The organism is Kluyvera genomosp. 3, from assembly GCF_011765685.1.
GTDB lineage: Bacteria > Pseudomonadota > Gammaproteobacteria > Enterobacterales > Enterobacteriaceae > Kluyvera > Kluyvera georgiana_A.
This window is the reverse complement of record NZ_CP050321.1, coordinates 3,937,488-3,949,764: the sequence shown is the minus strand read 5'-3', so window position 1 is coordinate 3,949,764 and position 12,277 is coordinate 3,937,488. Positions and strand designations below refer to the sequence as shown.

11 protein-coding genes are annotated in these 12,277 nt (G+C 58.3%); 9 read left to right on the top strand and 2 right to left on the bottom strand.

Translation table 11 applies throughout. The features are described 5' to 3' along the window. Positions 1–35: 35 nt before the first annotated feature. A complete protein-coding gene (locus GY169_RS18550; protein WP_163447191.1) occupies positions 36–1,304 on the bottom strand; it encodes an MFS transporter in 1,269 nt (422 codons plus the stop codon). Positions 1,305–1,610: 306 nt separating this feature from the next. Then, positions 1,611–2,024 (bottom strand): homoprotocatechuate degradation operon regulator HpaR, encoded by a 414-nt coding sequence (gene hpaR, locus GY169_RS18545; protein ID WP_064547751.1) that lies wholly within the window; start codon positions 2,022–2,024, stop codon positions 1,611–1,613. Between the two features lie 264 nt (positions 2,025–2,288). On the opposite strand from hpaR, the gene hpaG reads away from it, so the two are divergent. The 9 genes from hpaG (at position 2,289) to hpaB (ending at position 12,266) form a co-directional block, all read left to right on the top strand. After that, the gene (gene hpaG / locus GY169_RS18540; RefSeq protein ID WP_167576599.1) at positions 2,289–3,566 is read left to right on the top strand and encodes a 4-hydroxyphenylacetate degradation bifunctional isomerase/decarboxylase; all 1,278 of its coding nucleotides are present in this window, start codon (positions 2,289–2,291) and stop codon (positions 3,564–3,566) included. Beyond that, complete coding sequence (hpaE, locus tag GY169_RS18535) at positions 3,563–5,029, top strand: 5-carboxymethyl-2-hydroxymuconate semialdehyde dehydrogenase (RefSeq protein ID WP_167576597.1); 1,467 nt, start codon at positions 3,563–3,565, stop codon at positions 5,027–5,029. Before hpaG ends, hpaE begins: the two co-directional genes overlap by 4 nt. Position 5,030: 1 nt before the next feature. Next, positions 5,031–5,882: a 3,4-dihydroxyphenylacetate 2,3-dioxygenase gene (gene hpaD, locus GY169_RS18530; protein WP_167576595.1), complete on the top strand. Its 852-nt coding sequence runs from the start codon at positions 5,031–5,033 to the stop codon at positions 5,880–5,882. Positions 5,883–5,891: 9 nt separating this feature from the next. Further along, entirely contained in the window at positions 5,892–6,272 is a 381-nt protein-coding gene (locus GY169_RS18525) for a 5-carboxymethyl-2-hydroxymuconate Delta-isomerase (protein ID WP_167576593.1), read from the top strand. A gap of 174 nt (positions 6,273–6,446) precedes the next feature. Next, positions 6,447–7,250 (top strand): 2-oxo-hept-4-ene-1,7-dioate hydratase, encoded by an 804-nt coding sequence (hpaH, locus tag GY169_RS18520; protein ID WP_163447201.1) that lies wholly within the window; start codon positions 6,447–6,449, stop codon positions 7,248–7,250. A 15-nt stretch (positions 7,251–7,265) separates the two neighbouring features. Continuing rightward, positions 7,266–8,057: a 4-hydroxy-2-oxoheptanedioate aldolase gene (gene hpaI / locus GY169_RS18515; RefSeq protein WP_167577339.1), complete on the top strand. Its 792-nt coding sequence runs from the start codon at positions 7,266–7,268 to the stop codon at positions 8,055–8,057. Between the two features lie 102 nt (positions 8,058–8,159). Continuing rightward, positions 8,160–9,536 (top strand): 4-hydroxyphenylacetate permease, encoded by a 1,377-nt coding sequence (gene hpaX, locus GY169_RS18510; protein ID WP_167576591.1) that lies wholly within the window; start codon positions 8,160–8,162, stop codon positions 9,534–9,536. Between the two features lie 12 nt (positions 9,537–9,548). Continuing rightward, positions 9,549–10,439: a 4-hydroxyphenylacetate catabolism regulatory protein HpaA gene (gene hpaA / locus GY169_RS18505; RefSeq protein WP_167576589.1), complete on the top strand. Its 891-nt coding sequence runs from the start codon at positions 9,549–9,551 to the stop codon at positions 10,437–10,439. A gap of 264 nt (positions 10,440–10,703) precedes the next feature. After that, positions 10,704–12,266: a 4-hydroxyphenylacetate 3-monooxygenase, oxygenase component gene (gene hpaB / locus GY169_RS18500; RefSeq protein WP_167576587.1), complete on the top strand. Its 1,563-nt coding sequence runs from the start codon at positions 10,704–10,706 to the stop codon at positions 12,264–12,266. The last annotated feature ends 11 nt before the right edge of the window (positions 12,267–12,277 follow it).

The window sequence follows — 12,277 nt, the reverse complement described above, 5'->3', positions numbered from 1 at the left end:
GCCCGGCCTGGCGAAGCGCCGCAGGGGAGGTTTGCTCAGCTGGCCGGGTTCGCTTCCAGCTCAGGCTCTGGCGAACGCAGCAGCGCCCACAGAATAATCGCCCCAATCACATCAAATACTGCCAGCACGGCAAACAGTGGGCTAAAGCCCAGTGTGTCCGCCAGCGCGCCAACCACCAGGGCGAATAAGGTGCTGGCGGTCCATGCAGCCATGCCGGTAAAACCGTTGGCGGTGGCCACTTCGCCCGGATCGAACATGTCGGAAGAGAGCGTAATCAACGCGCCGGACAGCGACTGGTGGGCAAAACCGCCGACGCACAGCAGCGCAATAGCCACGAACGGGCTGCTGAACAGACCGACCATGCCCGGCAGGATCATCAGCGCTGCGCCCATGGTGACAACCAGCTTACGTGAAACCACAATATTGACGCCAAAGACACGCTGGAAGATCCCCGGCAGATAGCCGCCGATGACGCAGCCCATATCGGCGAACAGCATCGGGATCCATGCAAACATGGCGATATCTTTCAGGTTGAAGCCGTAGGTGTGCACCATAAACAGCGGGATCCAGGCGTTGAAGGTCCCCCACGCCGGTTCCGCCAGGAAGCGCGGCAGGGCGATGCCCCAGAATTTACGTTGCTTCAGCAGCTGGCCGATGTGTACTTTATCGACCGTTTTTTTCTCTGGCTGGCCTTCGGTGATGTAGTTGTACTCTTCTTTGCTCAGTTTCTTGTACTGGCCCGGGCGGTTATAGACCAGGTACCATCCCAGCGCCCACACAATACTGGCAATCCCGACGATCACGAACGCCAGACGCCAGCTGTGAATATAAATGGCCCATGCCACCATCGGCGGCGCAATGATGGCGCCCATCGAAGAACCGACGTTGAAGTAGCCCACGGCGACGGAACGTTCGTGATCCGGGAACCATTCGGTGACCGATTTCAGCCCGGCGGGGATCATCGCGCTCTCGGCAAAACCCCCTAAGCCACGACACAGCGCCAGGCCTTGCCAGCTGTTGGTGAAGGCGGCACCGATGCAGAAGATGCCCCACAGTGCGCCAAACAGGGTATAACCTACTTTGGTGCCCAGCGTATCAAGCACATAACCCGCGATGGGCTGGGCAATGGTGTAGCAGGCGGAAAATGTCGCCACGATCCAGGAATATTGCTGGGTAGTGACATGAAGATCGCTCTGAAGCGTCGGCGCAGCGGCCGAAATAGTATTGCGGGTTAAATAGCATAAAATCGTGCCAAGCGTGACAAGAGCCACCATAAACCAGCGCGTATGACCAGTAGTGCGCATAAAACGTTCCTTTACTTCTTAGGATATGAGACGGCCTGCGGGTGAACAGGCGCAACTGCGGTCATACAGAGAGAAGATAAATCGCCAGCCATACGGCGGCACACAGCGGTCCTTTTATGAGAATTAGTGAATCCGTGTCACATTTTTTCTGAATATTAAACCTGTGTTTCAGAAAATTATGTGATCTGATTCAAAATTATTAGGATGGCGTACCACTTAAGTGTATCGGGGTAAGTAATGAGGTAATGAACCGTTAAGGGCGGTTTCATTCTGCCCGAATTGCTGTGAAAACAGGCAGATAAGGGGCTATTTGTTGAGAGTAATAAACTCGTGTAGCAACGCCGTCAGCTGTTTCATCTTCTCCGGCGTGAACTTCTGTTCAATTTCCAGGTAGGCTTCTTCCACTTTCGCCTGCGCGCGCTCGTACAGCGCGTACCCCTCTTTGGTGAGCGAGACATAAAGTTTGCGCTGATCGTTGACCGGCTTCAGGCGTAACACCAGCCCATCGCGCTCCATGCGCGTCAGAATCCCGGTCAGGCTGGGGCGCAGAATACAGGTCGCGGCAGCCAGATCGTGGAAGTCCATTGAAGGGTTGTCGACCAGCACGCGAACAATCCGCCACTGCTGCTCCGTCAGATTGTGCTGCTTCACGATCGGCCGAAAATAGGTCATCGCCACTTCCCGCGCCTGCATCAGGGCGATGGTTAAAGAATCGTGCATTCTGCCTCCTGCCACTTCTCATCATTAATATATGAACAATATAGCAATGTTGCTTTTATCAACAGCATATTTTTGATGATACCCGACGTTGCTGAAATGAAATTTCATTAGTTCATTGATTATGAACAACTATTTTTAGTTTGTGTAAAATTATTGTTAATCGAGTCACAAAAAAATTACTTGTGTTTGCTAAATGAGCAGCGGAGGCATAAAACAGATCATTAATATATTAACGAAATAAATGCTGTCTCTGAGGAGCTGTAAATGAAAGGTACCGTTTTCGCCGTGGCGCTCAACCATCGCAGCCAGCTTGATGCCTGGCGCGACGCGTTCGAGCAGGCCCCCTATAAGGCACCGCCTAAAACCGCCGTCTGGTTTATCAAACCGCACAATACCGTCACCGAAGGCGGCCAGCCGATCCCGTACCCGGAGGGAGAGGCGATATTCAGCGGGGCAACGGTGGCGCTGGTGGTGGGCAAAACGGCGCGTAAAGTTAGCGTTGAAGACGCGGTGGACTATATCGCCGGATACGCGCTGGCGAACGAAGTCAGCCTGCCGGAAGAGAGCTTCTATCGCCCGGCGATTAAAGCCAAATGCCGTGACGGCTTCTGCCCGCTGGGGGAAATGGTGAGCGTTGATAACGTCGACAACCTGACCATCATCACCGAAATCAACGGTCGTCACGCCGACCAGTGGAGCACCGCCGACCTCATGCGCAATGCCGCCGAGCTGCTGAGTGCCCTGAGCGATTTCGCCACGCTGAATCCGGGCGATGCCATTCTGCTGGGCACCCCGCACAACCGCGTGGCGCTGCGTCCCGGCGATCGGGTCCGCGTACTGGCAGAAGGTTTCCCGCCGCTGGAAAACCCGGTAGTCGCCGAAGCGGACGCTCGCCCGGTGCCACGTCCGTACGACCACGGCACCCTGTTTGCGCTGGGGCTGAACTATGCCGACCACGCCAGCGAACTGGACTTCAAGCCGCCGGAAGAGCCGCTGGTGTTTATCAAAGCGCCGAACACCCTTACCGGCGATAACCAGACCTCGGTGCGCCCGGACAACGTCGAGTACATGCACTACGAATCGGAGCTGGTGGTGGTGATTGGCAAAACCGCGCGCAAGGTCAGTGAAGCTGAAGCGATGGACTACGTCGAGGGGTACACGGTCTGCAACGACTACGCCATTCGCGACTACCTGGAAAACTACTATCGCCCGAACCTGCGGGTAAAAAGCCGCGACGGGCTGACGCCCGTTTCCCCCAATATCGTGCCAAAAGCGGCGATTCCCGATCCGCATAACCTCACCTTGCGCACTTACGTTAACGGCGAGCTGCGTCAGGAAGGCACCACCGCCGATCTGATTTTCAGCGTACCGTTCCTGGTCTCTTACCTGAGCCAATTTATGACGCTGCAACCGGGCGACATGATTGCCACCGGCACGCCGAAAGGGCTCTCCGACGTGGTGCCGGGAGATGAAGTGATTGTGGAAGTGGAAGGCGTCGGTCGCCTGGTGAACCGGATTGTCAGCGAGGAGTCTGCAAAATGAAAAAAATTAACCATTGGATCAACGGCAAAAGCGTTGCCAGCGATGACTATTTCCACACCACCAACCCGGCGACCGGCGACGTGCTGGCGGAAGTCGCCTCCGGCGGCGAAGCGGAAGTGAATCAGGCGGTAGCCGCGGCGAAAGAGGCTTTCCCGAAGTGGGCCAATCTGCCGATGAAAGAGCGCGCACGCCTGATGCGTCGTCTGGGCGACCTGATTGACCAGAACGTGCCGGAAATCGCGGCGATGGAAACCGCCGACACCGGCCTGCCGATTCATCAGACCAAAAACGTGCTGATCCCCCGCGCGTCGCACAACTTCGAGTTTTTCGCCGAAGTGTGCCAGCAGATGAACGGCAAAACCTATCCGGTCGACGACAAGATGCTCAACTACACCCTCGTGCAGCCGGTGGGCGTGTGCGCGCTGGTGTCGCCGTGGAACGTACCGTTTATGACCGCCACCTGGAAGGTCGCGCCGTGCCTGGCGCTGGGTAACACCGCGGTGCTGAAAATGTCCGAACTGTCGCCGTTAACCGCCGACCGTCTGGGCGAGCTGGCGCTGGAAGCGGGCATTCCACCTGGGGTGCTGAACGTGGTGCAGGGCTATGGCGCGACGGCGGGCGATGCGCTGGTACGCCACCACGATGTGCGTGCGGTCTCCTTTACCGGCGGCACCGCCACCGGGCGCAACATCATGAAAAACGCCGGGTTGAAAAAATACTCGATGGAGTTGGGCGGCAAATCGCCGGTGCTGATTTTTGAGGATGCCGACATTGAACGGGCGCTGGATGCCGCGCTGTTTACCATCTTCTCGATCAACGGCGAACGTTGCACTGCCGGCTCGCGCATTTTTATCCAGCAGAGCATCTACCCGGAATTCGTCAAACGCTTTGCCGAGCGGGCCAACCGCCTGCGCGTCGGCGACCCGAACGACCCGAATACTCAGGTCGGCGCGCTGATTAGCCAGCAGCATTGGGAAAAGGTCTCCGGCTATATCCGTCTCGGCATTGAAGAGGGTGCGACCCTGCTGGCCGGCGGCCCGGAAAAACCCACCGACCTGCCAGCACACCTGCGTGGCGGCAACTTCTTGCGCCCAACGGTGCTGGCGGACGTCGATAACCGGATGCGCGTGGCGCAGGAAGAGATTTTTGGTCCGGTAGCCTGCCTGTTGCCGTTCAAAGACGAGGCGGAAGGGCTGCGTCTGGCCAACGACATTGAGTACGGCCTGGCTTCCTATATCTGGACCCAGGACATCAGCAAAGTGCTGCGTCTGGCACGCGGCATCGAAGCCGGGATGGTGTTCGTCAACACCCAGAACGTGCGCGACCTGCGCCAGCCGTTCGGCGGCGTGAAGGCCTCCGGTACCGGGCGCGAAGGCGGCGAGTACAGCTTTGAAGTGTTCGCGGAGATGAAGAACGTCTGCATCTCAATGGGCGATCACCCGATTCCTAAGTGGGGAGTGTGATATGGGCAAGCTCGCGTTAGCAGCAAAAATTACTCACGTGCCGTCGATGTACCTCTCTGAAATTCCGGGGAAAAACTTTGGCTGCCGTCAGGCGGCCATCGATGGGCATAAAGAGATCGGCAAGCGCTGCCGTGAAATGGGCGTCGACACCATCATCGTGTTCGATACTCACTGGCTGGTGAACAGTGCCTACCACATTAACTGCGCGGAAAGCTTTAAGGGCATCTACACCAGCAACGAGCTGCCGCACTTTATTCGCGACATGACCTACGACTATGACGGTAATCCCGAGTTGGGCCAGCTGATTGCCGATGAAGCCGTAGCGCTGGGCGTGCGCGCCAAAGCGCACAACATTCCAAGCCTGAAGCTGGAGTACGGCACGTTGGTGCCGATGCGCTATATGAACGCCGATAAGCACTTCAAGGTGGTCTCCATCTCGGCGTTTTGCACCGTGCATGACTTTGCCGACAGCCGCAGATTGGGCGAGGCGATCCTGAAAGCCATCGAAAAATACGACGGCACCGTAGCGGTGTTCGCCAGCGGCTCGCTGTCGCACCGTTTTATCGACGACCAGCGTGCGGAAGAGGGGATGAACAGCTACACCCGCGAGTTTGACCATCAGATGGACGAACGTGTGGTCAAGCTGTGGCGCGAGGGCAAGTTCAAGGAGTTTTGCACCATGCTGCCGGAGTACGCCGACTACTGCTACGGCGAAGGCAACATGCACGACACCGTGATGCTGCTGGGAATGCTGGGCTGGGATAAGTACGACGGCAAGGTGGAGTTTATTACCGATCTGTTCGCCAGCTCCGGCACCGGGCAGGTAAACGCCGTATTCCCGCTGCCTGCGTGAGGATGAACCATGCCGCACTTTATTGCTGAATGCACCACCAACATCCGCGAGCAGGCAGATTTACCGGGCCTGTTCAGCAAGGTGAACGAGGCGCTGGCCGCCACCGGGATTTTCCCTATCGGCGGCATCCGCAGCCGCGCCCACTGGCTGGATACCTGGCAGATGGCCGACGGTAAGCATGACTACGCGTTTGTCCATATGACGTTGAAAATCGGTGCAGGCCGCAGCCTGGAGAGCCGTCAGGAGGTGGGCGAAATGCTATTCGGGCTGATTAAAGCCCACTTCGCCACGCTGATGGACAGCCGCTATCTGGCGCTGTCGTTTGAGATTGACGAGCTGCACCCGACGCTGAATTACAAACAGAACAACGTGCACGCGTTATTTAAATAAGACTGGCCCGCCCAGTCCTTCGCTTCTTTTGAGGCGGAAGAAAATACGCACTCGGTCAGTCCCCTCGCCCCTTTGGGGAGAGGGTTAGGGTGAGGGGGGACCTCAGCGGCCTGATGCCCTCACCCCGGCCCTCTCCCACAGGGAGAGGGGGAAAACACAGCCACAGGAATCACTATGCTCGATAAACAGACCCGTACCCTGATCGCCCAGCGGCTAAATCAGGCTGAAAAACAGCGTGAGCAGATCCGTGCCGTCTCGCTGGATTACCCGGACATCACCATCGAAGACGCCTACGCCGTGCAGCGTGAATGGGTTGCGATGAAGATTGCCGAAGGGCGAACGCTCAAAGGCCACAAAATCGGCCTGACCTCCAAAGCGATGCAGGCCAGCTCGCAGATTAACGAACCGGACTACGGCGCGCTGCTCGACGACATGTTCTTCCACGACGGCAGCGAGATTCCGACCGACCGCTTTATTGTCCCGCGCATTGAGGTGGAACTGGCGTTCGTACTGGCAAAGCCGCTGCGCGGACCGAACTGCACGCTGTTCGATGTCTATAACGCCACCGACTACGTGATCCCGGCGCTGGAGTTGATTGACGCCCGCAGCCATAACGTGGACCCGGAAACCCAGCGTCCGCGCAAGGTATTCGACACCATCTCCGACAACGCCGCCAACGCAGGCGTGATCCTCGGCGGGCGTCCGATTAAGCCTGATGAACTGGATCTGCGTTGGATCTCCGCGCTGCTGTATCGCAACGGCGTGATTGAAGAGACCGGCGTTGCCGCAGGGGTACTTAACCACCCGGCGAACGGCGTGGCGTGGCTGGCGAACAAGCTGGCGCCGTATGACGTTCAGCTGGAAGCGGGGCAGATTATCCTTGGCGGCTCGTTCACCCGTCCGGTACCGGCGCGTAAGGGCGACACCTTCCATGTTGATTACGGCAACATGGGCGCGATTACCTGCCGGTTCGTATAAAAGGAAAAGACGATGATGAAGAACAGCTTCAAAGACGCGCTGAAAGCAGGCCTGCCGCAGATTGGCCTGTGGCTCGGGCTCTCCAGCAGCTACAGTGCCGAGCTGCTGGCGGGCGCTGGGTTTGACTGGTTGCTGATTGATGGCGAACATGCGCCGAACAACGTCCAGACCGTACTGACCCAACTACAGTCGATCGCGCCTTATCCAAGCCAGCCGGTGGTGCGTCCGTCGTGGAATGACGCGGTACAGATTAAGCAACTGCTGGACGTTGGCACGCAAACGCTGCTGGTGCCGATGGTGCAAAACGCCGACGAAGCGCGAGCCGCCGTGTCCGCAACCCGCTATCCGCCGCAGGGTATTCGCGGCGTGGGCAGCGCGCTGGCGCGGGCGTCACGCTGGAACCGCATTCCGGATTATCTCCACCAGGCCAACGACGCCATGTGCGTGCTGGTGCAGATTGAAACTCGTGAAGCGCTGAATAATCTGGCGCAGATCCTCGACGTCGACGGCGTGGACGGCGTGTTTATCGGCCCGGCGGACCTCAGCGCCGATATGGGCTTTGCCGGCAATCCGCAGCACCCGGAAGTGCAGGCGGCGATTGAACAGGCCATCGTGCAGATTCGTGCGGCGGGAAAAGCGCCGGGCATTCTGATGGCGAATGAACAGCTGGCGAAACGTTATCTGGAGCTGGGGGCGCTGTTTGTCGCCGTCGGCGTCGATACCACCCTGCTGGCGCGCGGCGCGGAGGCGTTGGCGGCACGCTTTGGCGCGGAGAAAACCTCGCTCGGGTCGTCCGGCGTGTATTAACGCGTGCCGGGGAGACCCATCGACATGTCGGCCCGGCAAGCGAAGCGCGCCGGGCAACAACACTGCTTCACCCTACGCAAATTCCCATCAGAGGAAAGGACAATGAGCGACACATCACCTGCAATTCCGGAGCAACTCAACCCGGCCGACCAGCACAAGCGGCTGACGGCAGGCCAACAATCGGTTATCAACAAACTGTTTCGTCGTCTGGTTCTGTTTTTGTTCGTGCTGTTTATCTTCTCATTCTTAGATCGTATCAATATCGGCTTTGCCGGGCTGACGATGGGGGCGGATCTCGGCCTCAACGCCACTATGTTCGGCCTCGCCACCACGCTGTTCTACGCCACCTACGTGATTTTCGGCATTCCCAGCAACATTATGCTGAGCATTGTTGGCGCGCGGCGCTGGATTGCCACCATTATGGTGCTGTGGGGTATCGCCTCCACTGCCACCATGTTCGCCGTCGGGCCGAAAAGCCTCTACGTGCTGCGCATGCTGGTGGGCATCACCGAAGCCGGATTCCTGCCGGGGATTCTGCTGTACTTAACCTACTGGTTCCCGGCGTTTTTCCGCGCCCGCGCCAACGCCCTGTTTATGATTGCCATGCCGGTAACCACCGCGCTGGGCTCGATTGTTTCAGGCTATATTCTGTCGATGGACGGTCTGCTGAATATGCACGGCTGGCAGTGGCTGTTCCTGCTGGAAGGCTTCCCGGCGGTGCTGCTCGGCGTGATGGTCTGGTACTGGCTCGACGACTCCCCGGCGAAGGCCAAATGGCTGACCGACGAGGATAAAAAGTGCTTACAGGAAATGATGGATAACGATCGCCTGACGCTGGTGCAGCCGGAAGGGGCGATTAGCCATACCGCGATGCAGCAGCGCAGCCTGTGGCGCGAAGTGTTTACGCCGATCGTCCTGATGTACACGCTGGCCTACTTTTGCCTGACGAATACGCTCAGCGCCATCAGTATCTGGACGCCGCAGATCCTCAAGAGCTTTAACGAGGGCAGCAGCAACATCACCATCGGCCTGCTGGCGGCAATCCCGCAGATTTGTACCATTCTTGGCATGATCTACTGGAGCCGCCATTCGGATAAGTACCAGGAGCGTAAGCACCACACGGCGCTGCCGTTCCTGTTTGCCGCCGCCGGTTGGTTGCTGGCCTCGGCGACCAACCATAGCCTGATCCAACTGTTGGGGATCGTGATGGCCTCGACCGGATCGTTTAGCGCGATGGCGATTTTCTGGACCACACCGGATCAATCCATCAGCCTGCGCGCTAGGGCGATCGGCATCGCGGTGATCAACGCCACCGGCAACATTGGGTCGGCGCTGAGTCCGTTTATGATTGGCTGGCTGAAAGATGTGACCGGCAGCTTTAACAGCGGATTATGGTTTGTCGCAGCGCTACTGGTGCTGGGGGCGGCCATTATCTGGGTGATACCGATGAAATCTTCCCGCCCACGCGCCACGCCGTAAGGAGCCGACGTTATGTGCCAGCGTGTGATTACCAATATCGACATCAGTACCGAGTATGAAGAGAGTCTGGGCACCAGGGATGTGCACTATCAGTCGTTTGCCCGCATGGCGGAGTTTTTTGGCCGCGATATGCAGGCGCATCGACACGATCAGTTTTTCCAGATGCACTTTCTCGATACCGGGCAGATTGAGCTGCAGCTCGACGATCACCGCTACTCGGTGCAGGCACCGCTGTTTGTGCTGACGCCGCCGTCGGTCCCGCACGCCTTTATCACCGAGTCGGACAGCGACGGTCACGTGTTGACGGTGCGGGAAGAGTTGATCTGGCCGCTGCTGGAGGTGCTATACCCCGGCACCCGTGAGGCGTTCGGCTTGCCGGGAATGTGCCTGTCGCTGGCGGACAAACCCGACGAACTGGCGGCGCTGGCGCACTACTGGCGGCTGATTCAGCGCGAGTCGACCTCTGAGCTGCCGGGGCGCGAGCATACCCTGGTGTTGCTGGCGCAGGCGGTGTTCACGTTGCTGCTGCGCAACGCGCCGCTCGACGACCACGCGGCCAGCGGTGTGCGCGGCGAACTGAAGCTGTTCCAGCGCTTTAACCAGATGATTGATAACCACTATTACCGCCACTGGACGGTGCCGGACTACGCCAGCGAGCTGCATCTGACCGAATCCAGGCTAACGGATATCTGCCGCCGCTTCGCTAATCGTCCGCCGAAAAGGCTGATTTTTGACAGACAGCTGCGTGAGGCCAAGCGTCTGCTGCTGTTTTCCGACAGCGCGGTGAGCGAGATTGCCTGGCAGCTTGGCTTTAAGGACCCGGCCTATTTTGCGCGCTTTTTTAATCGCTTAGTGGGGTGTTCGCCGAGCGCGTTTCGCGCGCAGAAAGTCCCGGTGTCGTAGGTTCCCCCCCTCACCCTAACCCTCTCCCCATAGGGGAGAGGGGACCGACCGTGCGGGTTTTCTCCCTCGCCCTTTGGGGAGAGGGCCGGGGTGAGGGGCAAACACGCGCCAAACCCTACCCAGATCACAGAACCGCCCCCCGCCCGAAAAGTACCAGCCGTTGACCCAAAAGTCTCTTCACCGTCTGCGTTTTAAACGCTTCAATTACGAAACAAGAACAAAACATAAATTTAACAAATCCGATGAATACTGGAGTGTACCCGAATGAAACCTGAAGATTTCCGCGCAGACACCAAACGTCCGTTAACCGGTGAAGAGTACCTGAAAAGCCTCCAGGATGGCCGTGAGATCTACATCTACGGCGAGCGCGTCAAGGATGTCACTACCCATCCCGCCTTCCGCAACGCGGCAGCCTCTGTCGGCCAGCTGTACGATGCGCTGCACAAGCCGGAAATGCAGGACAAGCTGTGCTGGAGCACTGATACCGGCAGCGGCGGCTACACCCATAAATTTTTCCGCGTGGCGAAAAGCGCCGACGACCTGCGTCAGCAGCGCGATGCCATCGCCGAGTGGTCACGTCTCTCCTACGGTTGGATGGGGCGTACTCCGGACTACAAAGCGGCCTTCGGCAGCGCGTTGGGGGCGAACCCGGCGTTCTACGGCCAGTTTGAGCAGAACGCCCGCCACTGGTACTCGCGCATTCAGGAAACCGGTCTGTACTTCAACCACGCGATCGTTAACCCGCCCATCGACCGCCACAAACCGGCTGATGAAGTGAAAGATGTTTACATCAAGCTGGAGAAAGAGACCGACGCCGGGATTATTGTGAGCGGCGCGAAGGTGGTGGCGACCAACTCGGCGCTGACCCATTACAACATGATCGGCTTCGGCTCCGCGCAGGTGATGGGCGAAAACCCGGACTTCGCGCTGATGTTCGTCGCACCGATGGATGCCGAGGGCGTAAAGCTGATTTCTCGCGCTTCCTACGAGATGGTGGCGGGTGCAACTGGCTCCCCATACGACTATCCGCTCTCCAGCCGCTTTGACGAGAACGATGCGATTCTGGTGATGGATAACGTGCTGATCCCCTGGGAAAACGTCCTGATCTACCGCGATTTCGATCGCTGCCGTCGCTGGACGATGGAAGGTGGTTTTGCCCGTATGTACCCATTACAGGCGTGCGTGCGTCTGGCGGTGAAGCTCGACTTTATTACCGGCCTGCTGAAGAAATCGCTGGAGTGCACCGGTACTTCTGAGTTCCGCGGCGTGCAGGCGGATCTTGGCGAAGTGGTGGCGTGGCGCAACATGTTCTGGGCGCTGAGCGACTCCATGTGTTCTGAAGCGACCCCGTGGGTTAACGGCGCGTATTTGCCGGATCACGCGGCGCTGCAAACCTACCGCGTGATGGCGCCGATGGCCTACGCCAAAATCAAAAATATTATCGAACGTAACGTGACCAGCGGCCTGATCTACCTGCCGTCGAGCGCCCGCGATCTGAACAATCCGCAGATTGATCGATATCTGGCGAAATACGTGCGCGGCTCCAACGGCATGGATCACGTGGAGCGCATCAAGATCTTAAAACTGATGTGGGATGCCATCGGCAGCGAGTTCGGCGGCCGTCACGAGCTGTACGAAATTAACTACTCCGGTAGCCAGGATGAGATCCGCCTGCAGTGTCTGCGCCAGGCCCAGACCTCCGGCAACATGGACAAAATGATGGCGATGGTCGATCGCTGCCTGTCTGAATACGACCAGAACGGCTGGACGGTGCCACACCTGCACAACAACGCTGATATTAATCTGCTGGATAAGCTGCTGAAGTAATTGGCAGCGGG